This window comes from Modicisalibacter xianhensis (assembly GCF_900113605.1).
In the GTDB taxonomy this organism is placed as follows: domain Bacteria; phylum Pseudomonadota; class Gammaproteobacteria; order Pseudomonadales; family Halomonadaceae; genus Modicisalibacter; species Modicisalibacter xianhensis.
On record NZ_FOPY01000026.1, the window covers coordinates 1 to 24893 of the forward strand.

Below are 24893 nucleotides of genomic sequence, written 5' to 3' on the forward strand. Positions count from 1 at the left end.
GTCAAGAAGGGCGTGCTCGAGGCCGGCGGCTACCCGGTGGAGTTCCCGGTGTTCTCCAACGGCGAGTCCAACCTGCGCCCCACCGCGATGTTCACCCGCAACCTGGCGAGCATGGACGTCGAGGAGGCGATCCGCGGCAACCCGCTGGACGCCGTGGTGCTGCTGGTCGGCTGCGACAAGACCACCCCGGCGCTGTTGATGGGCGCGGCGAGTTGCGACATCCCGACCATCGTGGTCACCGGCGGGCCGATGCTCAACGGCAAGCACGAGGGCAAGGACATCGGCTCGGGCACCGTGGTCTGGCAGCTCTCCGAGCAGGTCAAGGCCGGCAAGATCTCGATCCACGAGTTCATGGCCGCCGAGGCCGGCATGTCGCGCTCCGCCGGCACCTGCAACACCATGGGCACCGCCTCGACCATGGCCTGCATGGCCGAGTCGCTGGGCACGTCGTTGCCGCACAACGCGGCGATCCCGGCGGTGGATTCGCGGCGCTACGTGCTGGCGCACCTGTCCGGCAATCGCATCGTCGAGATGGTCCACGAGGACCTGCGGCTTTCGAAGGTGCTGACCAAGGAGGCCTTCGAGAATGCCATTCGCACCAACGCCGCGATCGGCGGCTCGACCAACGCGGTGATCCACCTGAAGGCCATCGCCGGACGCATCGGCGTCGACCTGGCACTGGACGACTGGACGCGCATCGGCCGCGGCACGCCGACCATCGTCGACCTGCAGCCCTCCGGGCGCTTCCTGATGGAAGAGTTCTACTACGCCGGCGGCCTGCCCGCAGTCCTGCGCCGGCTCGGCGAGGCCGACCGCCTGCCGCACAAGGACGCCCTGACCGTCAATGGCCAGACGCTGTGGGACAACGTCAAGGACGCCCCGCTGTACAACGATGAGGTGATCCGGCCGCTGGACACGCCGCTGCGCGAGGACGGTGGCATGTGTGTGCTGCGCGGCAACCTGGCGCCCAACGGCGCGGTGCTCAAGCCCTCCGCGGCGACCCCGGAACTGATGACCCATCGCGGCCGCGCGGTGGTGTTCGAGGACTTCGACGACTACAAGGCGCGCATCAACGACCCCGCGCTCGACGTCACCGCCGACGACATCCTGGTGATGAAGAACTGCGGGCCACGTGGTTATCACGGCATGGCCGAGGTCGGCAACATGGGCCTGCCGGCCAAGATCCTCGAGCAGGGCATCACCGACATGGTGCGCATCTCGGACGCACGCATGAGCGGCACCGCCTACGGCACCGTGGTGCTGCACGTCGCCCCGGAAGCCGCCGCCGGCGGCCCGCTGGCCGCGGTACGCAACGGCGACTGGATCGAACTCGATGCCTACGCCGGCACGCTGCACCTCGAGGTCGACGACGCCGAACTCGAGCGCCGCCTGGCCGAGACCGACCCCACCGCGGCATCGCGCACCATCGCTGCCAGTGGCGGCTATCGCCAGCTCTACATCGAGCACGTGCTGCAGGCCGACGAGGGCTGCGACTTCGACTTCCTGGTCGGCTGTCGCGGTGCCGAGGTGCCCCGGCACTCGCACTGATTCACTTGCAGCAGGCAGAGGATTCATCAGGCAGGACTTGGCGGGGCAAATGCCCCGCTTTTTTGTGCCGAAAGCTTGCCTATGGGGTCGCTATATAAAGAAGAAAGAGGAGGATTGGGTTAGTGCATCGATGTATGTCGAACATATAATCCGTTTGTTCAACATACAGAGGGCTTCAGGTAGATTACTCTGAATCCAAGGCATGGCCTTTTTCCGATAACGAACTTCACAGAGTAAAGGCGTCAGACCATGAGCGATCACAAGATCACGCCCAGCCAGCTCCGCTCACGCTGGTGGTTCGACAACCCCGAGCATCCGGGAACCACGGCAATCTGCATCGAGCGCTACATGAACTATGGGGTGACGCTAGAAGAGTTGCGCAGCGGCAAGCCGATCATTGGCATTGCCCAGTCCGGTTCCGACCTGACGCCGTGCAACCGTCATCACATCGAGCTGGTCAAGCGCGTCAAGGATGGTATCCGTGCGGCGGGCGGCGTGCCGTTCGAATTTCCCATGCATCCCATTCACGAGAATGTGCGTCGGCCGACGGCAGCACTCGACCGTAACCTGGCTTACCTGGGGCTGGTCGAGGTGCTGCATGGTTACCCGCTGGATGGGGTGGTATTGACCACCGGCTGTGACAAGACAACCCCTGCCTGCCTGATGGCGGCGGCCACCGTCAACATTCCTGCCATCGTGCTGTCCGGCGGGCCGATGCTCAACGGTTGGCGGGGCAGCAGCGAGCGCGTCGGTTCGGGCACCATCATCTGGGTACTGCGCAAGCGCCTGGCGGCCGGGGACATCGACTACGAGGAGTTCATCTCGCGGGCTACCGATTCGGCGCCGTCGGTAGGGCACTGCAACACCATGGGGACTGCCTCGACCATGAATTCCATGGCCGAGTGCCTGGGCATGAGCCTGCCCGGCTCGGCGATCATCCCGGCGCCCTACAAGGAGCGCTCCATGGTTGCCTACGATACCGGCAAGCGTATCGTCGACATGGTCTGGGAAGACCTGCGGCCGCTGGACATTCTTACCCGCGAAGCGTTCGAAAACGCCATTGTTGCCTGCTCGGCACTGGGCGGTTCGAGTAATGCACCGATCCACATCATCGCCATTGCCCGTCATGCCGGCATTGAGCTGACCAACGACGACTGGCAGCGCCTGGGGCACCAGATCCCGCTGCTGAGCAACGTCATGCCGGCCGGCGCCTATCTCTGCGAGGAGTTCTACCGCGCCGGTGGCGTCCCTGCGGTACTCAACGAGCTGCTCCGGGCCGGCAAGTTGCATGGCGATGCGCGTACCGTGAATGGCCGCAGCCTGGCGGAAAACGTCGAAGGCCGCGAGACACTGGATGAGGACGTCATTCGCCGCTACGACAACCCGATGCTGGACTACGCCGGATTCATCAACCTCAAGGGTAATCTTTTCGACTCCGCGTTGATGAAGACCAGCGTGATATCGACGGAATTCCGCCAGCGTTTCCTGAGTCGCCCGGACGACCCTGAAGCCTTCGAAGGCCGCGTGGCGGTATTCGACGGTTCCGAGGACTACCATGCGCGTATCGACGACCCCGAGCTTGGCATCGACGAGAGCACGATCCTGGTGATGCGGGGCGCCGGCCCGGTAGGCCACCCCGGTGGCGCCGAAGTGGTCAACATGCAGCCGCCCGAGGCGTTGATCAAGCGCGGTATCGAGTCGTTGCCGTGCCTGGGAGACGGTCGCCAGTCGGGCACCTCTGGATCGCCGTCGATCCTCAACGCCGCACCCGAGGCAGCCGTCGGCGGGGGACTGGCGCTGCTCGAGACCGGCGATCGCATTCGTATTGATCTGGGCAAGGGCGAAGCCAACTTGCTTGTCTCGGAAGAAGAACTGGCACAGCGTCGCGAGCGTCTTGCCTCACGGGGCGGATACATCTACCCGCCGCACCAGACGCCGTGGCAGGAGATCCAGCGCAGCATGGTCGAACAGCATGACCGTGGCATGACCCTGGAGCCGGCGACCAAGTACCGGGACGTGGCCCGGCGTACGCCGCCGCGGGATAACCACTGAGATGATCTAGCCGGCAGCCTGGCTGAAAAAAACGCCTCGGAATTTTCCGGGGCGTTTTTTCGAGGTGCTGCGTGCAAGAGGCCCGTCGATGGTTTCAGCTCGTCGGGTGCTGGGCCGGCTTTGCCCAGTCGAATTCGCGGCCCAGGGCACTCTCCCCGGGTTCGATGCCCAGTGCCCGGGCCGTACCGCCAAGCACGTCCTGGGCGGCCAGGAAGGCTTCGCGCGGTTGGCGGGCACGAATGCTTTCCATCAGATGACGATGACGCTCGAGGCTCTCGGCGGGGTCATCGGCTTCGCTGACATTGGACATCGACACCAGCAGATAGATGGAAGGGCGCAGGATATGGGACAGCTGCGCCCAGACGATGTTGTGCGTCGCCTTGAAGATCGCCGCATGGAAGGCCACGTCGAAATCGCTGTGCAGCCTGGCCTTCGTGCCGGGCTCGCCCGAGGCAGGCGCAGTGCGCAGGTGCTGGCCCATGCCCTCGAAGGCCTCTTCCAGGGCCACCAGGTCCTTGGCGGTGGCGCGCTTGGCAGCGGTCATCGCGACATAGGGTTCCACATCGAGGCGGAAGGCCAGGATCTCGCGCTGGAGTTGCGGATTCGGTGAGGCGTAGCGGGTCATCCACTCGGTGACCAGCGGATCGAGGATGTTCCACTCGGCATGCTCACGTACTTTGGAGCCATGCCCCGAGATGCGTTCGATGATGCCGACATCCACCAGTTGGCGCAGGTCGCTGCGCACGGCAGAGCGGTTGATGGCGAACTGCTCGCACAGGGCGAGTTCCTTGGGAACGAAATCACCCGGCTGGTAGTGCCCCGAGAAGATTGCCTCGGCGAGTGCCTCGGCGACGCTGGGGCGCGATGCTGTCTTGCGTGTCTTGTCCTTCACGTACTGATGTCCACGAGATTTGGCATCAAGCTGCCATATGTTGAACATTTCGGCAACGTGACACGGGGGTGGTTACGACTATCGGCGCAAGCGTCTGGCTCAGTCCTGGCTGAGGTGGTCGCCCAGGCGCTGCATGAAATCCATGCAGGCGTCGAGCTGGGCTAGCTCGATATATTCGTCCGGCTGGTGTGCCTGGGCGATGCTGCCCGGCCCGCAGATGACCGTGGCAAGCCCCTCCCGCTGGAACTGGCCGGCTTCGGTGGCATAGGCCACAGCCTCACTGTCGCGATCGCCAAGCAAGGCATGGCATAGCGCCACGGCTTCGGCATTGTCGCGATCGGCCAGGCCGGGCACGGTCTCGGTCAGCGGTTCGGTACGAATGGCGACACGAGGCGAGCGGCCTTGCAATTCGTGCTCTAGCTCACTGGCGAAGGTCTCGAAACGGCGGTAGACCTCGTCGAAGCCATCCTGGGGGAGATGACGTATCTCCCAGTCGAAGCGGCATTCGCGAGCCATGATGTTGATTGCCGTGCCCCCCTGGATCTTGCCGACATGCAGGCTGGAATGGGCAACGTTGAAGGCCTCGTCGACCCGGCCCTCGTCGCGCAACTCGGCCATGATGTCCTCGATGCGCGTGACCAGGCGCGCCGCGACGTGAATGGCCGACACCCCCTGGTTGACCTGGCTGCTGTGTGCCTCGCAGCCCGTCACGGTAGTGCGCAGGTTGGTGATGCCTTTCTGGGCCACCACCGGGGCCATCAGCGTGGGCTCGCCGACGATCACCACAGCCGGGCGGGGATGACCGGCCATCAGGCGCTCGATCATGCGCGGCGCCCCCAGGCAGCCGACTTCCTCATCGTAGGAAAACGCCAGATAGATGGGACGTTCGAGCGGCTGCTCCACCCATGCCGGGATCTGGGCCAGCACACAGGCGATGAACCCCTTCATGTCACAGCTGCCGCGACCGTAGAGCCGGCCGTCGCCGCGGTCGGTCAGGGAGAAGGGGGCGCTGGTCCAGGGCTGGCCATCGACGGGGACCACGTCGGTATGACCCGAGAGCACCACACCGCCTGCAACATCTGGCCCGATCCGGGCCAACAGGTTGGCCTTGCTGCCGTCGTCGTTCTCGATGCGCTCGTAGGGGACGCCGAATTCATCGAGATAGCCCTCGATGAAGCGGATCAGTTCGAGGTTAGAGTCGCGTGACACACTGGCGTGACCGATCAGTGTCTCGAGCAGCAACGGTGCGGAGCCCATGGTGATCATTCCCGGTTCGAAAGTCTCGGCTCAGCCTAGCATGTCGGTGCCCCCTGCCGGGACTCTTTTGACGCCACGCGGCTTGTAGACCATGGTTGAGAGGGCTTCATTCATGCACACAGGAGAACAGCGATGAGCAGGGTGTTGATCGTCTATTACTCGAGCTACGGACACATCGAGACCATGGCCAAGGCCGTGGCGGAAGGGGCGCGCAGCGTGAGCGGCACCGAGGTGGATATCCGTCGGGTCGCCGAACTGGTCCCCGACGAGGTGGCCGAGAAATCCGGCTACAAGCTGGATCAGGACGCACCGCTGCTCGACAATCCCAATGAACTGGCGAACTACGATGCCATCATCATCGGCACGCCGACCCGCTACGGCAACATGACCTCACAGATGCGCAACTTCTGGGACAAGACCGGTGGCATCTGGGCGCAGGGCAAGCTGGTCGGCAAGGTCGGCAGCGCCTTCACCTCCACCGCCAGCCAGCATGGGGGCCAGGAAACCACCTTGACCTCGATTCATACCATGCTGTTCCACATGGGCATGGTGGTGGTCGGAGTGCCTTACTCTTGCGCGGCGCTGACCGAACTCAGCGAGGTTTCTGGCGGTACGCCGTATGGCGCGACGACCATCGCCGGTGGCGACGGCAGCCGCCAGCCGAGCGAGAACGAGCTGACCATTGCCCGCTTCCAGGGTGAGCATGTGGCGGGCATCGCCGCCAAGCTCAAGGGCTGACGATACGCTGAGGTATCGGGTATCAGCGCAACAGCCCCTTGGTCACGTTCAGTCGGCTCGCGCCGTTGCCGAGGGGCTCGACCTGTACCTGCAGTGGAATGCGCTCGTGCATTTCCTGCACATGGGAAATCACCCCGACGCGTCGGCCCTGCGCCTGCAGGCCGTCGAGCGCTTCCATGGCGACTGCTAGCGATTGCGGATCCAGGCTGCCGAATCCCTCGTCGATGAATAGCGAGTCGATACGCAACTGGCCCGAGGCCATCGAGGCCAGGCCGAGTGCCAGGGCCAGCGAGACCAGAAACGTCTCGCCACCCGACAGCGAGTGGACCGAACGGCGCTCGTCGCCCATGTCGCCGTCGACGACCAGCAGGCCAAGCTCGCTGCCACCGCGCGCCAGCCGGTAGCGGCGCGATAGGGTGGCCAGATGGGCGTTGGCGTGCTCCAGCAGTTGTTCGAGGTTATAGGCCTGGGCAATGCGTCGGAACGCCTTGCCGTCGGCACTGCCGATCAGTTCGCTGATGCTGCCCCAGCGGTACTGCTCGCGTCGCGCCTGTTCCAGTTCCATGTTCAGGGCCTGCTGTTGCCTGCGCCGCCGATCGTCATCATGCAGGGCATGCAGGGCCGTGTCGCGGCGCTGCTGAGCCGCGTCGAGACGTGGCACCAGCGCCGTTTCCTGAGCATTGACCTGCTGGCGTAGCTCGGCAATTCGCGACGCGGTGGCTTCATCGAGCAGATCCGCTTCCGGCAGCTCACCGAAACGCTCGCGACGGTGCGTACACCAGGCGAGCCGGCGCTCCTCGAGACTGACTTCGGCGGTATGACGCTCGCGCTCGGCGGCTTGCAGGCGCTGGCGCTGAGTGTGTCGCTGCGCCTCGTCGACGGCCAGCAGGGTGTCGAGCCGGTCATCGTCGATGTCGGGATTGGCCCGTCGCCATGCCTGGCATGACTCGACAATGTCCTCCCGTTCACGGTCCAGGGCGGCATGCCGTTCGCGGGTGCTTTCCAGGGCATGTTGGCGAGACTGGCGCTCGGACAAGGCGTGCTGCCTTTGCGTCTGTGCCTGCCGTTCCTGTTGGCGGGCCTGCTCCAGTGCACTGTCGATGGCCTGCTGCCAGGCTTGCGGCGAGACGTGGGTGCCCAAGGCCTGCTTCAATGTCTCACGCAAGTGCTGGCAGGTGGCGTCGAGCGGTGTGATCTCTGCATCCAGCGCGGCCAGTTGCTGGGTGATGTGTTCGCAGCGACTCGCCAATCGACCAAGTTCGACATCCCGGGTTTGCATGGTCTGGCGCAGCGGCTCGATACGCTGCTGTGTGGTCTCGAGGACTTCCAGCGCCTGGCGGGCCGACTGCCACTGCTGCTCGGCTTGCCGACGCTGGGCTTCCAGCCAGTGCTCGCCATCATCACCTATCTCAAGCAGGGCGGAGCCCTGCTCATGCTCGCCCAGGCTGGCCTTTTGTGCCGCCAGATCCTGCTGTAACTGGGCGAGCTGTTGCTGGGTCTGGGTCATTCGCGACTTGAGCGCGCGATATTCCCCTTGCAGGGTGTGATGACGTTCACGTGCCGAGGCTACCTGGGCAGCGATCGTCTCGAGCTGATGGTCTTCCTCGCGGATCGTGGCGTCGAGCATGGCCTGGGCCGGTTCGACTGGTGGCGCATGGCGGTAGGGGTGCGTCTGGCTGCCACAGACCGGGCAGGGGTGGTCGGGCAACAGCTGCTGGCGCAACTGGGCGACCTGGGCACTGCGCGCGACGCGCAGGCGCTCGATGCTGGCCTGTAGCTGTTGTTGCTCCCGTTCAAGGCGTTCGAGTTCCGTCGCGGCGGCCTTGCCTTGGTTCAACAAGGCGTCGTGCTCATCCTGGTCGGTTTGTTGCTGGCGCTGCAACGCGGTCATTCGTTGCTCGGCCTGGCGCCACTGGCGCCACTCCTGTTGCAGCGCGCTCAGCGCCAGGCGGCGTTGGCCGGCCCGGTCTTCCTGGGTCTGCAGGGCACGGCGTGCCGCCAGGCCATCGGGATGCTCGCCAAGCTGCTCACCTAGCGCCGACTCCAATACCTGCAACTCGTGGCGCTGGCGTTCGCTGGTAGCGAGCAGGTCGGCATGCTGCTGGCGCACTTGCGTCAGCTCGGCATCGATCCGCTGACGAGTGGCCATCTTCTCGCGATGGGTGCGCTCATGATGATCGAGTCGTGCCGCCTGCTCGCGGGTGGTCTCGATCAAGGGCTGGGCATGTTGTCGCTCACGCTCGGCCTCGTCCAGGCGCGCCTGAGCCTGTTCATGCGTCTGTGTGGCCGTGGTGCATGCGGTCTCGGCGTTTGCCAGGGCATCGCCCGCGTGAGTGAGCTGCGTCTCGAGTTCCCGGCATTGCCGGTCGAGTTCACGACGGCGCAGGAAATGATGGCGCTGCGGGGCGAGCCGCTCCAGGTCTCGTTCTTGCTGGTACAGGGGCGCCAGCGCTGCCTCAGCCTGGCAGGCCTGGTCGTGACGATGTACCGCTGTAGCAACGCTCTGGCCCAGCTTGTCATCCTGGTCCAGCCATTGCTGTTCGACCCGAAGGCGGGAGACCCGGGCCTGTTGCTCGGCAAGCTCGCGCTCGCTGTCGGCCGCCTCGCGCTCCAGCTCGGCACGGGCCTCGTCAGTGGCCGGGGCATCGCCGCTCAGGCGTTGCTCCAACTCGCGTACGACTTGCTGGGCCTCCCTGCTGCGCCGGAAGGCGGCAACGGAAATGCGCGAGTAGACGTCGGTGTCGGTGAGCTTTTCCAGCAGATCGCTGCGGGCGTTGTCGTCAGCCTTGAGAAAGGCCGCGAATTCACTCTGGGCCAGCAGCACGGCTCGGGTGAACTGCTCGAAGGAGAGTCCCAGGCGCTCGGGCAGCAGGCGATCGAACTCACGTTTCTGTGCCGTCAGCACGCGATCACTGTCGAGTTCGGTCAGCGACTGCTCGGCGGCCTGCAGGCGGCCGTCGATGCGATCACGTGCCCGGCGTACGGCCCAACGCGCCCGGTAGCGGTGCCCATCGCGACCCTCGAAATCGACCTCGGCGTAGCCGCTGGTGCAGCCGCGACGCAGCAGGGTGCGGGCATCGGCGGTGGTCAGCGACTCGCCACTGGCATCGGGCAGTTGCGATTCCCGGCTCGGGGCCAGGCGCAGCCGGGGGGTATTGCCGTACAGTGCCAGGCACAAGGCGTCGAGCAGGGTGCTCTTGCCGGCACCGGTGGGACCGGTAATGGCAAAGAGCCCCTGTTCGGCCAGCGGTGCCCGGGTGAAATCGAGTTCGTGACGGCCCGCCAGCGAGGCGAGGTTTTCGAGGCGAATGGCGAGAATCTTCATGCGTCGAGCTCCTCGTCATCCTGGACCGTCTGCCATAGCTGGTTGAAGTCGCTGAGGATGGCCGGGTCGGGCGCGTTGCCGTAACGCCCCTGCCAGGCCCGCTCGAAGAGCGCCTGGGGGCCGAGACTGTCGAGCGTGACGCGGGCCTCGCCGGACTCCGTCGGCCCCGCGGTATAGCGAGTGTGTATCCGCAGCAGCCGCAGCGGCTTGCCTTCCAGGATGGCTTCGACCCGGGCGCGTAGGTCGGGACAGGGCGCATCGAGATTCACGCGCACTTCCAGCCACGGCCAGCGCTCGCGCGGCAGGCTTTCGTCACAGTCCAGCGTATCCAGTCGAGCCAGGGCGTCGTCGAGGGTCAGGGGGCCGACGCGCAACAGATCGACGCTGCGCGGAATGGGAATGGTGCTGATGTCCGCCAGGCGCTCACCGTCGAGGGTCACTTCGAGAATCTGGTGCGGATAGTGGGTCTCGGAAAAATCCAAGGGCAGCGGCGTGCCGCTATAGCGGATGCGTGACTCGCCGACCTGCTGCGGGCGGTGCAGATGGCCCAGCGCCACGTAGGCGATATCCTCGGGGAACAGGTTGGCAGGCAGCGCTTCCTCGCCGCCGATCACGATGGGACGCTCGCTGTTTTCGGAAACGCAGGCGCCCTGCAGATGGGCATGGCTCATTGCCACCAGGGCCTCGCCCGGCTGGCGCCGACGGCGTGCCGCCTCGATCAGTTCACGATGAACCTGGGCGATGCCGTCGACATAGCCCGCGACATTGCCGCCGGTGACTTCGGCCGGGCGCAGGAAGGGCAGGGCCAGGCACCAGGCGCCGATCTCATTTCCGCTATCGTAAAGCGGAATCAGCAAGTGGTCGTCGTCGAGATGGCCGTCATCGCGCCAGTGAACGCGTCCACGCGCATGGGCACGCAGGCGTTGCATCAGCGGGGCCGGTAGTTCGATGCGCGATCCACTGTCATGGTTGCCGGCGATCATCACGATATCCAGCGTCGGCAAGCGCTCATGAGCCGTGACGATGAAATCGTAGAGCAGTTCCTGGGCGCGCAGCGACGGGTTGACCACATCGAACACATCGCCGGCGATCAGCAGCGCGTCCGGGCGTCGCTCGGCAAGGGTATCGAGCAGCCAGTCGAGAAAGGCCCGATGTTCACTATGACGTTCCTGCCCATGGAAGGTCTGGCCCAGGTGCCAGTCGGAGGTATGGATCAGCTTCACGTTTTGCTCCCGCCTTGAAGCGGGCAGTGTAACAGGGCCATGGCAACGGCCAAGAGGCGCAGTCTCTTCACCCTGGAGCGCCACTGGCATCGCTGGGCCTGACCGAGGCCTGCAAACGTGGCTTGCGGTAACCCACAGAGCGGTCTTGACTTAGTGGCAGGCCATGGCGTATCAGGATCAATAGTCAATTTTGGAAATTCTTTCCATGTAGTCCATTTCCAGACATGGCGATGCCTTTGTCACGACAACAAGTCCAAACGAACACGGCGAGGAAACCGGCTCATGTTGACCAACCCGATGACCAGCAAGCGTCCCGTCAATCTCGGTATTAGCCAGGGCAAGCTGGCGACCTGTCCAGCGACCCATAACTGCGTCTGCAGTCAGGCCGGGGACAAGGCGCATTACGTGGCCCCTTTCTCGGCACCCGGCATGACCGGCCAGGAGATCATTGCCCGCCTGGCCAGCGCCCTGCATGCCTGTGAAGAAGCCGAAGTCATCACCCAGACCGACACGTACCTGCATGCCGAGTGCCATTCGGCCTGGCTGGGCTTCGTCGACGATCTGGAGTTTTTCTGGAGCGAGGAAGACAACGTTTGTCATGTGCGCAGCGCCTCGCGGCTGGGCATGAGCGACCTGGGCAAGAACCGGTCGCGTGTCGAGAAGTTACGCACCCTTCTCGAAGGTTGGGGGTTCTGCGACTGAGGTAGAGCAGATGGGCTAGGCTTGGGGCATCTCCATCTCCATCACCATCGAGGATGTATGCCCTATGCCAGACCCTCTCCACGATTGGACACTGTCGCCCGAGGAGTCTATCGAACTGCAGCGTCGCCTGGCGCCGCGCGTCGAGCGCCGCGACCGGCTGGATGACAATGCAGTCAACGTCCTGGCCGGGGTGGATATCGGCTTCGAGGATGAAGGCGAGACGACACGCGCCGCCGTGGTGCTGCTGGCCTGGCCCGACCTGGAGCCGATCGAAGAAATCGTGCATCGCGAACCCACGCGAATACCCTATATTCCGGGGCTGTTGTCGTTTCGCGAGATTCCCGCTGCCTTGGGTGCCTTCGAGCAGTTGTCTCGCCGCCCCGATCTGGTGATGGTCGATGGCCAGGGCATTGCCCATCCCCGACGGCTGGGCGTGGCCTCGCATCTGGGGCTGTGGCTGGATCTACCCACCATTGGTATCGCCAAGAAGCGCTTGTGCGGTCGTCACGGTGAAGTGCCCGACGTGCGTGGCGAATGGGCCTGGCTGACCGACCGCCGGCGCAAGGAAGATCCCGAGGACGTGCAACTCGACGCAGAAGGACGCGTGATCATCGGCGCCATGTTACGCAGCCGGCAAGGCGTCAAGCCGGTCATTGTCTCGCCCGGTCACCGTATCAGTCAGGCCACGGCACTCCAATGGGTGATCGCCTGCCTGGGGCGCACCAAACTGCCGGAGCCGACCCGCTTGGCGGATCGGCTGGCATCGCGTCGCGGGCGTCGCTTTCGCGATCCAGGCAGCCAAGATACCCTGGGACTCGACGACGGTTCGCAGACGCTTAAATGATGTCCAGCGGCGGCTTGCGCTCCGGTGCCGGAAACGCCTCGTCCAGTGCCGCCAGGTCGTCGTCGCTCAGGCGCAGTTCCAAGGCCGCCGCGTTGGCCGCGACGTGGGCCGGCTGTACGGCCTTGGGGATGGCAATCACGTCATGCCGACCTTCGGCCGGACGTATCGTCCACGCCAGCAGGACCTGGGCCGGCGTGGCATCGTGTACCTGCGCGACGGCACGCACGGCATCGCTGTCGAGCAGGCGCTGGCGCAGGCGGCCTCCCTGGGCCAGCGGGCAATAGGCCATGGTCGGCAGGCCGTGGCGGCGCTGCCACGGCAGCAGGCTGTGCTCGATCCCCCGCGAGCCCAGGTGGTACAGCACCTGGTTGACGGCACATTGCTCGCCGCCGGGCAAGGCATGGAGCTGCTGCATGTCGTCGACATCGAAGTTCGACACGCCGAAACGCAGGATCTTGCCCTGTTCGCGAAGGCGGTCGAAGGCTTCCCAGGTCTCTTCCAGGGGAATGCTGCCCGGCCAGTGCAGCAGATACAGGTCGATATGATCGGTACCCAGGCGCGACAGGCTACGTTCACAGGCCTCGATGGCGCTGTCGCGACCGGCATTCCACGGGTAGACCTTGGAAACGATGAACGCTTCGTCGCGGCAGTCTCGAATAGCCTCGCCGACGACTTCCTCGGCTCCCCCGTCAGCATACATTTCCGCCGTATCGATCAGGCGCATGCCCAAGGACAGCCCCTGCTGCAGGGCGCGCACTTCATCCTGACGCGGAGCAAGGCCTTCGCCCATGTACCAGGTGCCCTGGCCGATGGCCGGCAGATCGATGGCGGGCTGGTTGCCGCTGGCAGCCAGTGTGACGCAGGGGCGGGTGTGTCCGGGCATGTTTTCCTCCTTGCTTGGAAATCGCTTCCATGACCTTGGCGCAATGTTCTCCGAAATGCCAGCGTCCAAGGAGGTATACTGTCGGGTCATCCTTGTGGGAGCCTGGCTCATGCCTTCATCGCTGGAACCGTTGCACCAGTCCCGCGCCTGGGTCGAGCGCTTCGTGGTAGCGCTTGATGTCTGCCCATTCGCCCGTCAGGAGGTCGAGCGCGACAGGGTCCGTTATGTTGCGGTCGATGCCACCGATACCGAGCAGCTATTGCTGACACTGGTCAACGAATGCCGCTATCTCGATGCCACGCCGGAGACGGAGACGACCCTGCTGGTGCTCATCGCCGGTGCCGAGGACTTCGAGCACTATCTCGACTGTCTGGCCCTGGGCGAGGCATTGCTTGAAGCGCAGGGCTATGACGGGACCTATCAACTGGCCAGTTTTCATCCGGATTACGTCTTCGACGGTACCGGTCCGGACGACCCGGCCAACTACACGAATCGCTCTCCCTGGCCGATGCTGCACATCCTCCGCGAAGCCAGTCTCGAGCATGCACTGGCACGCTTTCCCCATCCCGAGCGTATTCCCGAGCGCAACATTGCACGGATGCGCGAACTGGGCCTCGATGCGCTTATGACGCGCCTTGAGATGCTGAAACGGTCATGAGGTAGCCTGTCGCAGGCAGCTTTCATGGCCAGTGCGCTGGCATCGTCTACAGTGTGTAGGGCGACAGGCCGCTAAAGACTAGCTGGCCACGCATCGTTATCGGTTCACGGTTTACCCATAGGAGGCAGTATGAGCATCAAGAAGAAGGGCTCCGCTGAATGGCAAGGTAGCCTGAAGAAGGGCAAGGGAACGGTCTCCACCGAAAGTGGTGCGCTCAAGCAGAATCCTTACGGTTTCAATACGCGCTTCGAGGGCCAGCCGGGTACCAATCCGGAAGAACTGATCGGGGCCGCCCATGCCAGCTGCTTCTCGATGGCCCTGTCGATGATACTCGGCGAGAGCGAGCTCGAGCCGGAAAGCATCAAGACCGAGGCGACGGTAACGCTGGAGCAGGATGACAGCGGTTTCACCATCAGCGCCATCCACCTCGATACGCGGGCGCGTATCCCCGGGGCCGACCAGGCCACGTTCGAGGAAGCGGCCAACAAGGCCAAGGAGGGTTGCCCGGTATCCAAGCTGTTCAAGGCGAACATCACCCTGGATGCCAAGCTGGAAAGCTGATCGCTGCTGCAAACAAGGGCAACGGCAGTCGGACGCCGGCCATGGGCCGGCGTCGTCGTGTCTGGCGTCCGGTTCAGCCGGTGAAGCGGGTATCGTAGAAGCTGCGCCGCGACAGGCGCGTATCTTCCCACGCGGCCAGGGCGGGAAAGCGTAGCGGCCACTCGATTACCGGCATGCGGAATCGCAAGTAATCCAGGGCGACGCCGATGACGATATCGTCCAGCGTCAGTTGGGCATCTTCGGTGTACATGTGGCGTGGCACGGTGTCGGCCTCGAGGCGGCTGAGGATTCGCTCGATGGCCGCCAGGCGGCGCTTACCCAAGTGGCTGCGGTCGGCATCGGCAGCGCCGGTGTATTTGCGTGCGATCACTGTCTGGAAGCTGGCGTCCACCAGGCCCATGCCAAGCCCGACGCCATGCAGCACCGAGGCCAGCGACTCGCGGGGCAACAGGGTCGGTCGCTCCGTCAGGCTATCGAGATAGTAGAGGATGGGCAGGGTTTCGGTGATCGATGTGCGGTCCTCGCAGCACAGCGCCGGCACCTTGGCGTTGGGGTTGACCTCGATGAGCTCGGCATCGTCGGCCCAGGGATCGACCCAGTTCAGGATCAACCTGTCTTCGAGCCCTTTCTCCAGGGCGCACACACGCACGATCCGTGCATAGGGAGACGTGGCGTTGAGAAAGAGTTCCAGGGGCATCGCTATCTCCTGACCGGTCCTGCCGTTGATGGGGCACTACAGGTTCTAGGAGGATAGTTGAGAAACCCCTGAAGCGTCGTCCCGGCGCCAGGGGTTTTTTCATCAAAACAATCGTCAAGCCAATGGGCTGCTGGCTGCCGCGGCAGTCTGTGGCTGCGCCGTGTTGCCGATGGCTCGCCACTGGCGTTCCTCGAGAATCATGGCCGCGGCCTTTTCGGCGATCATCAAGGTCGGCGAGCAGGTGTTGCCCGAGGTGATGGTCGGCATGATCGAGGCATCGACCACCCGCAGCCCGGCCACGCCATGCACCCGCAGTCGGGCATCGACGACCGCGTTCCTGTCCTGGCCCATCTTGCAGGTGCCGACCGGATGAAAGATCGTGGTGCCGATATCGCCGGCAGCGCGCATCAGCTCCTCGTCGCTCTGCAGGTCGGCACCGGGCTTGATTTCTTCGGGGCGATAGCGAGCCAGGGCGGGCGCAGCAGCGATACGGCGGGTCAGGCGAATGGCGTCCACGGCGACACGCCGGTCCTCGTCCTCGCTCAGGTAATTGGGCTGGATGAGCGGCGGGGTTGCGGGGCTCGCGGCACGGATGGCCACGCGGCCCCGGCTGGCCGGACGCAGGTTGCAGACCGAGGCGGTAAAGGCCGGGAAGGGGTCCAGCGGTTCGCCGAAGGCCGGCAGCGACAATGGCTGGACATGGTATTCCAGATTGGCACTGGGCTGGTCCGGCGTGGAGCGCGCGAAGACGCCCAACTGGCTGGGCGCCATGGTCATCGGGCCACTGCGCGACAGCAGGTATTGCCAGGCCATGCCGACCTTGCCGAACCAGGTCCCGGCGATCTCGTTGAGCGTCCTGGCGCCCTCGACCCGATAGCTCATGCGCAATTGCAGGTGGTCCTGCAGGTTCTCGCCGACGCCGGGTGCGTCGTGCACCACCGGGATGGCGAGTTGCGAGAGCAGTTGGCGGGGGCCGATGCCGGAGCGCTGCAGGATCGACGGCGAGCCGATGGCGCCGGCGCTGAGGATGACCTCGTGGGCGCGGACTTCCTGCCAGGCCCCGTTGAGGCAGATGCGCACGCCACACGCCTTGGGCGTCGCCTGCCGGGTGTCGAAGATCACGCGGTCGACTTCGGCGTCCGTGACCAGCGTGAAGTTGGGGCGACGCTCGAGACCCTTGAGGAAGGCCTTGGCGGCATTCCAGCGCACGCCGCGGCGCTGGTTGACCTGGAAGTAGCTGCTGCCCTCGTTGTCGCCGCCATTGAAATCCTCGATCGGGGGAATGCCTACCTCGGCAGCGGCGTCGCGAAACGTCTCGAGAATGTCCCACTTGTGACGCTGCGCCTCCACGCGCCATTCCCCGCCGGCACCGTGCAACGCATTCTCGCCGCCATAGTGATCCTCGCTCTTGCGGAACAGCGGCAGGACGTCCTCCCATGACCAGCCGGGATTGCCCAGGGCTGCCCAGTGATCGTAGTCGCGGGCCTGGCCGCGCATGTAGATCATGCCGTTGATCGACGAGCAGCCGCCCAGCACCCGTCCGCGAGGGTAGCCCAGCGAGCGACCGTTGAGGCCAGCTTCGGCCTCGGTACGCAAGCACCAGTCGGTCCGCGGGTTGCCGATGCAGTAGAGATAACCCACTGGGATATGTATCCAGGGATAATTGTCGCGCCCGCCGGCCTCGACCAGCATGACGTGGTGGTGCGGGTCCTCGGAAAGCCGCTTGGCAAGCAGGCAGCCGGCGGGACCGGCACCCACGATCAGCGTATCGACGGTGGGGTAGGAACGGGTCAGTGTCATGGCACACTCTTCTCTTGTTATCGTCTCGCTGCATCAAGACTAGGCGAGTGCCTCTGGCAACAAGAGAAGACGTTGGTCGTAGCCCGGTTAGCCTATCGAGTGCCTAGTGAGCCCGGATGCGTTGCTCCGCGCGCTCGCAGGCCGCTTCGACCAGGGCCCGAATCAGGCGCTGCTGGGGGCGGTTGAAGATCAGGAATTCGGGATGCCACTGTACGCCGATGAGAAACCGGTAGGCGCGGCTCTCGATGCCCTGAACCAGCCCGTTGCGGTCACGGGCAACGACATCGATAGTCTCGCCGGTACGGTCGATGGCCTGGTGGTGCAGGCTGTTTACCTGGCACCAACTGACCCCGAGAAGCTCATGCAGATAGCTGCCTTCGACCACGTCGACGGTCTTGCGAGGCAGGACCGTGCGGCGTTTCTTGATGTGCTCGAAAGTCGTGTAGATGTCGCTGTACAGCGAGCCGCCCAGATGCACGTTGATGATCTGGGCACCACGGCAGATGCCTAGTACCGGACAGTCGCTCGGCAGCAGGCGCTCGAGCAGGTCGAGTTCGAGCCGGTCGCGCTGGGGATCGACACGCACGTCGAGCTGGACCTCGCCTCCGTAGAGCTGGGCACCGATATCGTCGCCGCCTCCGACGACCAGCCCGTCGAGCCCATCCGGCACCGGGCGCGACGGCGACAGCCGAATGGGCTTGCCGCCGGCCCGCCAGACGGCCAGCCAGTCGCACAGCCAGGCAAGGCGGCTCTTGTGGTCCGAGGTCGTGATGCCGATCCGGGGACGTGTCATGTGTCCTTCATCCACTCCTTGAGGCGTTCCAGCCAGCGTGTGACAGACGAGCGACGATGATGTTCCAGATAGTCGACGCCGCGTTCGGCCAGTCGCTCGGGGTCGGCTGCCAGGCGCTCGACCTCGACCCAGCGATTCCATTCGGCGACAGCACTCCAGTCGGGCTGCGAGAGCTGGGCGTTGGGCAGGCGGTAGTGGAACGTCGGCCTTGGCTTGACCAGCTCATCCGACAGGTACTCGCTTGGATAGTCGGGACGCAGGTAAGCGAACAGCGGGTAGAGATCGAGTTCCCGGTTGCGCGTGGGATTGGCTTCGATGTAATCGGCGATCAGCGTATCCAGGTCGGGCCCGTAATCGGGATCGAGTACCTTCAGCGCATACTCCTTGGGAAACGGATTGGCATGCGGCAGGACTTCCCGGGTGATATCGATGTCGATTTCCTCGCGCAGCCATTCGGCCAGGATCAGGTAGGCGCGCAGGTGGGCCAGCAAGGTGGCCGTGTCGGTGCCGGACACCTCGGGGTTGAGATGCAGGCCGAAGCCGTACAGCAGGCTGTCGCGCGTATCACGGGCCCCCTGCTCGCGCAGGGCATTGAACAGCAGGTCGAGTTCGTTGAGGGCCAGCCAGGGAATCGGCGGGCAGACTATTTCGGTCGGCACGATGCCGGCCACGGCATCGCCGATCAGTTCCCGGGTGCGATTGTGCAGTTCCAGTCGCAGGTGCGACCACTCATCCTCGCTGCCCTTGGCCTCGGCTTTCTGGATGACCTTGGCATCCGGGTGGGCATACTTGGCATCGAGCTCGATGGTGAAATCACCCCAGCGAGTATCGACCACCTTGATCCGGTGTGGGCTGAGACGGCGTATCTTGCCGCCATAGTTCTCCTGCACCAGCCCGGCGGCGGTCAGTGGGGCAATGGCGGCAAATTCGATTTCCACGCCAACGCGACGCACGTGGCCTTCGCCGCTGCGTGGACATGGTGGGGCTTCAGGTTTCACACGGCTCTCCTGCCGATTCGTCACCAAGATTCATCGTTGCTGCGTCCCGATATTGCCTCCCATTCATGGCGTCCGGGGCGTGCCGGCATCCCTGCGCGAACCACCAATAGGCTGTCATTGGGTGAGCTTGAGCCCGTGGCGTACGTGCTCGGCCAACCCCAGCCCGGCCTCATGCATGGTCAGGTAGGTCTGGTCGGCGCCCGCCTGGCGAATCGACTCAGCCTCATCTTCATAAAGGCTATGCGCAACGATGGCCCCCGTAAAGCCATGGCTGCGTAGCTGGCGTGTCGCGAACATTTTCGACTCGGCATCGGGTAGCGACAGCACGGCTGCCTGAATTCGGCTCAGGTCGACCCCGTTCCAGAAACTGATGTCCTCACCATCAGCGTATACGACGCGTCGCCCGTCGGCCGTATGGCTGGTCACCCGGTTGGGGTCGGCATCGATGCCGATGGCCGGAATGGCATCTTCTCTCAGGCGATCATAGGTGGCGGTGCCGGCTCGGCCCATGCCGATGATCAGGACCTGGGCATCACCCAGCGAGGCTGGCTGCTCGTCGGGATGCCAGGCTCGTGTCTCGAAGCGGGTCAGGCGGGGCTCCAGGCGGCCGTAGAGGTCGTGGGCATAACGCTGCAATGGCGAGGCCACCAGAAACGAGAGCGCCACGGCCAGCGCCAGGCCGACCAGCGCATCGGGAACCAGCGCAGCGGCGACGATCAGCCCGAACTCGCTGTAACTGGTGAGATTGACTGCCGTCTGGAAGGCATTGCGCGCGCGCAGGCGAAACAGGATGAGCAGGAAAAAGAACAGCAGCCCCTTGAGCGGCAGCAGGAGAACGAAGGCCACCGCAAAGCCCAGGGATTGCCAGTCGGGCAGCCCGGACATGCCGATCTTGAGGAAGAAGCCGACCAGAAACAGCTCCTTGAGTGCCCACAATGACTTGCCGAGTTCCTGGGCGCGGGGATGCTGGGAGACCAGCGCGCCCAGCACCAGGGCGCCGACTTCGCCGGACAATCCGAGCGCGGTAAAGCCGGCGCCACCGACGACGATGGCCAGCACCAGCCCCATCAGCAGCAGCAACTCGTCGTGGCCACTGGCATCGATCAGGCGATGCATCACCGGGCGCAGCAGCGGCAGGGCAAGCAGGCCGAGTGCCCAGGGCGATGGCACCTGGCCGACCGAAAAGGCCAGCACCACCAGGGCAATCAGGTCCTGGATGATCAGGATGCCGATCGCCACCCGACCATGGAAGGCACGCAGTTCGCGGCGAGCTTCCAGGCTCTTGGCCGACAGCACGGTACTCGAGAACGCCAGGGCAATGGCCAGAATCAGTGCATTCGTCCACTCGATGCCGCCCAGCCAATGCAGTCCGGGGGCAAACACGCCGACCGTGACGGCAAAATGCAGCAATCCGCCTCCGATGACCTCCGGCTGTACCAGGCTCTTGAGCTTGAGCTTCAACCCCACGGTAAACAACAGCAGCAGGACACCCAGGTGGGCAACGTGGTCGAGGATCTCCGGTGTCGAGTGGGGCAGGTGCAGCATGTCCTGCAGCGGGTTGATCAGGAAGCCTGCCGTCAGAAAGCCGATCAGCGCGGGTAGTCCGCAGGCGCGTGCGATCAAGCCAAGCACGAAGGCGAATGACAGGCAGATGACTTCCAGCATGGGCGACTCCGGAGAACGTGGTGAAATACCAAGAATAACGTGGCGTTGCGTTGATGGCGTTACTTTTGACTCGCTTATCGGGTCGCTGGCGACAACGCCTTGGCGAATGCCTGGCCAACCTCATCCCAGGAACGCAGTGCCGCACGCGCATCACTGGCACCTTGGCGCAAACGCTGGCGCAATTCGGGGTCGGTAAACCATTCGCGAAGTGCAGCGACAAGTGCCTGCGTGTCGCCGGGTGTCACGCCGATGCCGGCGCCGCGAGGCAGGGTGTAGGCGAGGGCACCGCCAGTCGTGGTAATGACTGGCAGGCCCCGGCTCACGGCCTCGGTGATCACCATGCCGTAGCCTTCATAATGTGAGGGCAACACGAACAGGTCGGTCTGATCGTAGGATTCGCCCAGCCGATCCTGGGGACGCTCGCCCACCAGCCGAATCCGATCCTCGAGCACTTTGTCGCGTATCCGGGTAGCAATGGCCTCGGCATGGCGCGGGTCGTGCGTCAGGCCACCGATGCAGTCGCATTGCCAATCGAACTCGGTGAGCTGAGCCAGGGCATCCACCAGGACGTCATGACCCTTGCGGGGCGTCAGCGTTGCCACGCACAGCAGCTGTTGTCGGCCATCGTCGGGGCGTGCCACTGCATTGGCCAGCGGGGCCGGTTCCACGCCAGGTTCGACGACCCTTATCCGCTCTGCCGGCACGTCGTACTCGGCCAGGCGATGGGACGTGAACGGGCTGGTGGCGATGACGCGTCGGGCAGCCGCGAGCGCACGCGTCTCACTGATCTTGAAGCGTGTTCGCTGGGCCTCGTCGAGGCCGGTTTCGTCGGCGAGCGGATGGTGAACCAGCGCCGTAAGGTCAAGACGTGCCGCATGCTTGGCAATGACGTCGGGCAGGCCGCCCATGGCCATGCCATCGATGATCACGCTCGCCCCGTCGGGCTGGGCCGATAATGCCGCCTCCAGAGCCTTGGTCGCCGTGGCATCGGGCTCGGGAAAGCGGCCTTCCAGGCCGATCACATCGACCTGCCAGCCCTGATCGCGCAGCGCTGCTGCCATTCGGGCGTCGTACACATGGCTACCGGTCAGTTGGGCGGGGTCGCCGGCGACAATGAACGTCATTGTTGGCATCGTTGCTCTCCTTGGCAGAACGAGGCTTCCGTATAGGGCCTGGCTTCATCAGGTTGACTGTCGCCAAGGGTATCACGCAGCGGGCAATCGCGGCTTCCTGGCGCTGCCGGGCCAGGAGCCAGTGCAGCGGCGACCAGGCGTGCCCATTACTCGCGGATCAAGTTTTCATTCCGCAGGCCGATCAATAACGAACCGACACGCACCCGGCCCGTTGCCCTGGCGGCAGGCGCTCGCCATCGGCCGGCAAGCCGCGTATAAAGGAAACAGTGTTCTCAAGAGGTAAACCATGGCTCGAGCCCCTTTCGAACTTGCCGGCGTGCGTGTGGCGCCGGGCTCGCGGGCCCAGATTGATGTGCCCATTGCCAAGCTCTACACCCATGCGCCATTGCACATTCCCGTGGAGGTGGTTCACGGACGCCAGCCAGGGCCGGTGTTGCTGGTCTGCGGGGCCATTCACGGCGATGAAATCAATGGTGTCGAAATCGTGCGCCGTCTGCTGCGCTCCTCGGCGATTCGTCGAGTGAGAGGCACGTTGATCGCGGTCCCCATCGTCAATGTCTTCGGGTTCGTCCAGCACACACGCTACCTGCCCGACCGGCGCGACCTGAATCGCTGCTTTCCTGGCAGCGAAGCGGGGTCGTTGGGCTCGCGGGTCGCTGCACTGTTTCGGGAACAGATTGCAGACCAGGCGACGCATATCATCGACCTGCATACTGGGGCCATTCACCGTACCAACCTGCCGCAGATCCGCGCCCAGTTGCAGCAGGGCAGTGAAACGGCGGCAATGGCCGAGGCCTTCGGGGTACCGGTGATTCTCAATGCGGAGTTGCGCGAAGGTAGCTTGCGCGCCTACGCGCAGAGTCGCGGCGTGCCGGTATTGACCTACGAGGCGGGCGAAGCGTTGCGTTTCGATGAATGGGCCATCGCGCCTGGTGTGCGTGGCGTCCTAAGGGTCATGCGCCTGCTGGGCATGCTCGCTGCCAGCCGACGACGCAGCCAACCGCCGGCAGCCGAGATCGCCAACGGGTCGAGCTGGGCGAGGGCGCCGATCGATGGCATCCTGCGCCCGCGGACACGCCTTGGCGCGCGCGTGGCCAAGGGGCAGGTACTGGGTGTTGTCGCCGACCCCTTCGGGAATTCGGAGGATGAGATCGTGGCCAATGCCGATGGTATCGTCATTGGCATGAGTAACCTGCCACTGGCCAACGAGGGTGAGGCGTTGTTTCATGTCGCCCGCTTCGATGCCATCGAAGAGGCCGAAAGCGCGGTGGAGTCATTCCAGTCGGATTACGAGCCGTTGCCGGACACGTTATAGCGCTCACGCTGCCCGGCCTGCTCAGGCATCGGCGAGCTGGCGCTCCGGCTCGGGCACCAGGCCCAGTGCATCGTCGAATACCTGCAGGCCGGCCCCCTCGCGGTGCGCGTTCTCGGACAGGTGGCGCCGAAAGCGGCGCCCGCCGGGGCATCCCTGGAACAGGCCCAGCAGATGGCGTGTAACGTGGTTCAGGCGTGCACCTTCCTCCAGGCGACGGGCGATGTAAGGGCGCAGGGCACGGGCCGCCTGGTGACGGCTTTGTGCCGGCCCTGGTTGCCCGTACAATGCATCGTCGACCGAGGCCAGCAACCACGGGTTCTGATAGGCCTCGCGGCCGATCATTATGCTATCGACATGCTGCAGGTGCTCTCGACAATCGTCGAGCGTCTTCAGCCCGCCATTGATCCCGATGTGCAACGCCGGGCGACTTGCCTTGAGACGATGGACGCGCGAGTAGTTGAGCGGCGGAATATCGCGATTTTCCTTGGGTGACAGCCCCTGCAGCCAGGCCTTGCGGGCATGCACGATGAACGTGTCGCAACCGGCATCGGCGACCTGTGAGATGAAACGCTCCAGGTCGGCATCCTCGTCCTGGTCATCGATGCCGATGCGGCATTTCACCGTCACCGGAATCGATACCGATTCCCTCATCGCACGAACCGCGGCTGCCACCTTGTCAGGATGGCCCATCAGGCAGGCGCCGATCAGGTTGTTCTGTACCCGGTCGCTGGGGCAGCCCACGTTGAGGTTGACCTCATCGTAACCCCATTCCTCGGCAATGGCGGCGCATTCGGCCAGCTCGCCGGGATCGATGCCGCCCAGTTGCAGTGCCAGCGGATGCTCGGTGTCGTCGTAGCCGAGAAAGCGCTCCCGCGGGCTGCCGTGCAGGATTGCGCCGGTGGTGACCATTTCGGTGTAGAGCAGGGCATGACGTGTCAGCGTCCGGGCGAAGACCCGGTAATCGCGTGTCGTCCAATCCATCATCGGCGCGACGGAGAACGTCCTATCCAGCGTAGGCCGCGTGGTGTCAGTATTCATGCGGGTTGTTGCAGTTGCCTTCTCTGACATAACTGTTCATATTTACAGTGGTTTGGATAGGTTTTACGAAGCTTGTTGGTACTATTTTGGTACTTGGCGACGCTTCGATTTGGTACCAAGGGAAACGTGGTGGCAACGATACGCAAGCGTCGAAAGAAGGACGGTAGTTTCTCATACATTGCCCAGGTCCGCATCGCGCGTGATGGGCACCGCCACGCCGAATCGAAGGCGTTTCCACGCAAGGCTATGGCAGAGGAGTGGGCCAAGCGCCGAGAGTTGGAACTGATGAGTCCAGGCGGCATCCTGTCCGCAAAATGGCGTGGCGTCACCCTCAACGATGCTATTAACCTTCTCCCCTGAAACCGGTCCATCGGCAATGTGAGATTTCCGCTACGTTTACTCTGATAGCAGGAGATCTCGCCATGAAGCGTAATCGCCATACCGAAGAGCAGATCATCAGTATTCTCAAGGCCAACGAGCGCGGCGTCTCAATCGCCGAGCTGGCCCGCCAAAACGGCGTGACCGAGCAGACCCTTTACCGCTGGAAGGCCAAGTACAGCGGCATGGAGGTGTCGGAGGCCAAGCGCCTCCGCGAGTTGGAAGCCGAGAACGCCCGACTCAAGAAGCTGTTGGCGGAAAGCGCCCTCGACAATGCCGCGCTCAAGGAGATCGTCTCGGGAAAGTGGTGACGCCCGAAGCGAAGCGGCGGGCGGTACAGCATCTGGTGGCGGGCGGCTGGCTCAGCCAGCGAGGCGCCTGCCGACTGCTGGG

The 24893-nt window shown here is 64.3% G+C and carries 21 protein-coding genes and 1 pseudogene; 10 read left to right on the forward strand and 12 right to left on the reverse strand.

Translation table 11 applies throughout. The features are described 5' to 3' along the window. Window positions 1–1548, forward strand: a 1548-nt coding sequence (locus BM194_RS19320) for an IlvD/Edd family dehydratase (RefSeq protein WP_092850334.1), incomplete at its 5' end; no start/stop codon positions are given. A 249-nt stretch (window positions 1549–1797) separates the two neighbouring features. Then, the gene (locus tag BM194_RS19325) at window positions 1798–3600 is read left to right on the forward strand and encodes an IlvD/Edd family dehydratase (protein WP_092850337.1); all 1803 of its coding nucleotides are present in this window, start codon (window positions 1798–1800) and stop codon (window positions 3598–3600) included. A 94-nt stretch (window positions 3601–3694) separates the two neighbouring features. Here BM194_RS19325 and BM194_RS19330 read toward each other — a convergent pair whose 3' ends face one another. After that, on the reverse strand, window positions 3695–4540 hold the full coding sequence (locus BM194_RS19330; RefSeq protein ID WP_422730678.1) for a FadR/GntR family transcriptional regulator: 846 nt from the start codon (window positions 4538–4540) through the stop codon (window positions 3695–3697). A 51-nt stretch (window positions 4541–4591) separates the two neighbouring features. Beyond that, a complete protein-coding gene (argE, locus tag BM194_RS19335; RefSeq protein ID WP_092850341.1) occupies window positions 4592–5749 on the reverse strand; it encodes an acetylornithine deacetylase in 1158 nt (385 codons plus the stop codon). 132 nt (window positions 5750–5881) lie between these two features. On the opposite strand from argE, the gene wrbA reads away from it, so the two are divergent. Beyond that, window positions 5882–6487, forward strand: coding sequence for an NAD(P)H:quinone oxidoreductase (wrbA, locus tag BM194_RS19340; RefSeq protein WP_092850343.1), 606 nt, complete (start codon window positions 5882–5884; stop codon window positions 6485–6487). 22 nt (window positions 6488–6509) lie between these two features. Here wrbA and BM194_RS19345 read toward each other — a convergent pair whose 3' ends face one another. Together BM194_RS19345 and BM194_RS19350 are read right to left on the reverse strand one after the other, a co-directional pair. Beyond that, window positions 6510–9812: an AAA family ATPase gene (locus tag BM194_RS19345; RefSeq protein WP_092850345.1), complete on the reverse strand. Its 3303-nt coding sequence runs from the start codon at window positions 9810–9812 to the stop codon at window positions 6510–6512. Further along, window positions 9809–11035 carry an exonuclease SbcCD subunit D gene (locus BM194_RS19350; protein WP_092850347.1) on the reverse strand — a complete coding sequence of 409 codons (1227 nt, stop codon included), beginning with the start codon at window positions 11033–11035 and terminating at the stop codon, window positions 9809–9811. The genes BM194_RS19345 and BM194_RS19350 overlap by 4 nt, the downstream gene beginning before the upstream one ends. A 282-nt stretch (window positions 11036–11317) precedes the next feature. Between BM194_RS19350 and BM194_RS19355 the strand changes: the two genes are divergently transcribed. Beyond that, window positions 11318–11737, forward strand: a complete 420-nt coding sequence (locus BM194_RS19355; protein WP_218155433.1) for a DUF1499 domain-containing protein — start codon at window positions 11318–11320, stop codon at window positions 11735–11737. 64 nt (window positions 11738–11801) lie between these two features. Beyond that, window positions 11802–12581: a deoxyribonuclease V gene (gene nfi, locus BM194_RS19360; RefSeq protein ID WP_092850350.1), complete on the forward strand. Its 780-nt coding sequence runs from the start codon at window positions 11802–11804 to the stop codon at window positions 12579–12581. Here nfi and BM194_RS19365 read toward each other — a convergent pair. Then, on the reverse strand, window positions 12574–13464 hold the full coding sequence (locus BM194_RS19365) for an aldo/keto reductase (protein WP_092850352.1): 891 nt from the start codon (window positions 13462–13464) through the stop codon (window positions 12574–12576). The two genes, nfi and BM194_RS19365, sit on opposite strands and share 8 nt — an antisense overlap. Before the next feature lie 109 nt (window positions 13465–13573). Here BM194_RS19365 and BM194_RS19370 point away from each other — a divergent pair, with 109 nt between their 5' ends. Both BM194_RS19370 and BM194_RS19375 read left to right on the forward strand, forming a co-directional pair. Beyond that, window positions 13574–14122 carry a DUF1415 domain-containing protein gene (locus BM194_RS19370; RefSeq protein ID WP_092850380.1) on the forward strand — a complete coding sequence of 183 codons (549 nt, stop codon included), beginning with the start codon at window positions 13574–13576 and terminating at the stop codon, window positions 14120–14122. A gap of 129 nt (window positions 14123–14251) precedes the next feature. After that, window positions 14252–14683, forward strand: coding sequence for an OsmC family protein (locus BM194_RS19375; RefSeq protein WP_092850354.1), 432 nt, complete (start codon window positions 14252–14254; stop codon window positions 14681–14683). Window positions 14684–14756: 73 nt separating this feature from the next. Here the strand turns inward: BM194_RS19375 and BM194_RS19380 are convergent, their stop codons facing one another. The 6 genes from BM194_RS19380 to BM194_RS19405 form a co-directional block, all read right to left on the reverse strand. Beyond that, window positions 14757–15380, reverse strand: a complete 624-nt coding sequence (locus tag BM194_RS19380) for a glutathione S-transferase family protein (protein WP_244891016.1) — start codon at window positions 15378–15380, stop codon at window positions 14757–14759. 114 nt (window positions 15381–15494) lie between these two features. Further along, the gene (locus tag BM194_RS19385) at window positions 15495–17180 is read right to left on the reverse strand and encodes a GMC family oxidoreductase (RefSeq protein ID WP_092850357.1); all 1686 of its coding nucleotides are present in this window, start codon (window positions 17178–17180) and stop codon (window positions 15495–15497) included. A gap of 103 nt (window positions 17181–17283) precedes the next feature. Then, complete coding sequence (locus tag BM194_RS19390) at window positions 17284–17973, reverse strand: gamma-glutamyl-gamma-aminobutyrate hydrolase family protein (RefSeq protein ID WP_092850359.1); 690 nt, start codon at window positions 17971–17973, stop codon at window positions 17284–17286. Then, on the reverse strand, window positions 17970–18971 hold the full coding sequence (locus tag BM194_RS19395) for an amidoligase family protein (protein WP_092850361.1): 1002 nt from the start codon (window positions 18969–18971) through the stop codon (window positions 17970–17972). Before BM194_RS19395 ends, BM194_RS19390 begins: the two co-directional genes overlap by 4 nt. 114 nt (window positions 18972–19085) lie before the next feature. Next, on the reverse strand, window positions 19086–20636 hold the full coding sequence (locus BM194_RS19400; RefSeq protein ID WP_092850364.1) for a cation:proton antiporter family protein: 1551 nt from the start codon (window positions 20634–20636) through the stop codon (window positions 19086–19088). A gap of 74 nt (window positions 20637–20710) precedes the next feature. Beyond that, entirely contained in the window at window positions 20711–21769 is a 1059-nt protein-coding gene (locus tag BM194_RS19405; RefSeq protein ID WP_092850366.1) for a glycosyltransferase family 4 protein, read from the reverse strand. A gap of 286 nt (window positions 21770–22055) precedes the next feature. On the opposite strand from BM194_RS19405, the gene BM194_RS19410 reads away from it, so the two are divergent. Then, a complete protein-coding gene (locus tag BM194_RS19410) occupies window positions 22056–23084 on the forward strand; it encodes a succinylglutamate desuccinylase/aspartoacylase family protein (protein ID WP_092850368.1) in 1029 nt (342 codons plus the stop codon). 21 nt (window positions 23085–23105) lie between these two features. Here BM194_RS19410 and dusA read toward each other — a convergent pair whose 3' ends face one another. Next, window positions 23106–24122: a tRNA dihydrouridine(20/20a) synthase DusA gene (gene dusA, locus BM194_RS19415; RefSeq protein WP_092850371.1), complete on the reverse strand. Its 1017-nt coding sequence runs from the start codon at window positions 24120–24122 to the stop codon at window positions 23106–23108. A gap of 129 nt (window positions 24123–24251) precedes the next feature. Here dusA and BM194_RS19420 point away from each other — a divergent pair, with 129 nt between their 5' ends. Together BM194_RS19420 and BM194_RS19425 are read left to right on the forward strand one after the other, a co-directional pair. Beyond that, window positions 24252–24482, forward strand: a complete 231-nt coding sequence (locus BM194_RS19420; RefSeq protein WP_092850373.1) for a hypothetical protein — start codon at window positions 24252–24254, stop codon at window positions 24480–24482. A gap of 62 nt (window positions 24483–24544) precedes the next feature. Beyond that, window positions 24545–24893 (forward strand): annotated as a pseudogene (locus tag BM194_RS19425) (transposase); the annotation flags it as partial.

Bases quoted from the DNA above. Each gene is read 5' to 3' on its own strand.
- BM194_RS19325 (WP_092850337.1), top strand. From the start codon at position 1,798: ATGAGCGATCACAAGATCACGCCCAGCCAGCTCCGCTCACGCTGGTGG.
- BM194_RS19330 (WP_422730678.1), bottom strand. From the start codon at position 4,540: ATGTTCAACATATGGCAGCTTGATGCCAAATCTCGTGGACATCAGTAC.
- argE (WP_092850341.1), bottom strand. From the start codon at position 5,749: ATGGGCTCCGCACCGTTGCTGCTCGAGACACTGATCGGTCACGCCAGT.
- wrbA (WP_092850343.1), top strand. From the start codon at position 5,882: ATGAGCAGGGTGTTGATCGTCTATTACTCGAGCTACGGACACATCGAG.
- BM194_RS19345 (WP_092850345.1), bottom strand. From the start codon at position 9,812: ATGAAGATTCTCGCCATTCGCCTCGAAAACCTCGCCTCGCTGGCGGGC.
- BM194_RS19355 (WP_218155433.1), top strand. From the start codon at position 11,318: ATGTTGACCAACCCGATGACCAGCAAGCGTCCCGTCAATCTCGGTATT.
- nfi (WP_092850350.1), top strand. From the start codon at position 11,802: ATGCCAGACCCTCTCCACGATTGGACACTGTCGCCCGAGGAGTCTATC.
- BM194_RS19365 (WP_092850352.1), bottom strand. From the start codon at position 13,464: ATGCCCGGACACACCCGCCCCTGCGTCACACTGGCTGCCAGCGGCAAC.
- BM194_RS19370 (WP_092850380.1), top strand. From the start codon at position 13,574: ATGCCTTCATCGCTGGAACCGTTGCACCAGTCCCGCGCCTGGGTCGAG.
- BM194_RS19375 (WP_092850354.1), top strand. From the start codon at position 14,252: ATGAGCATCAAGAAGAAGGGCTCCGCTGAATGGCAAGGTAGCCTGAAG.
- BM194_RS19380 (WP_244891016.1), bottom strand. From the start codon at position 15,380: ATGCCCCTGGAACTCTTTCTCAACGCCACGTCTCCCTATGCACGGATC.
- BM194_RS19385 (WP_092850357.1), bottom strand. From the start codon at position 17,180: ATGACACTGACCCGTTCCTACCCCACCGTCGATACGCTGATCGTGGGT.
- BM194_RS19390 (WP_092850359.1), bottom strand. From the start codon at position 17,973: ATGACACGTCCCCGGATCGGCATCACGACCTCGGACCACAAGAGCCGC.
- BM194_RS19400 (WP_092850364.1), bottom strand. From the start codon at position 20,636: ATGCTGGAAGTCATCTGCCTGTCATTCGCCTTCGTGCTTGGCTTGATC.
- BM194_RS19405 (WP_092850366.1), bottom strand. From the start codon at position 21,769: ATGCCAACAATGACGTTCATTGTCGCCGGCGACCCCGCCCAACTGACC.
- BM194_RS19410 (WP_092850368.1), top strand. From the start codon at position 22,056: ATGGCTCGAGCCCCTTTCGAACTTGCCGGCGTGCGTGTGGCGCCGGGC.
- dusA (WP_092850371.1), bottom strand. From the start codon at position 24,122: ATGAATACTGACACCACGCGGCCTACGCTGGATAGGACGTTCTCCGTC.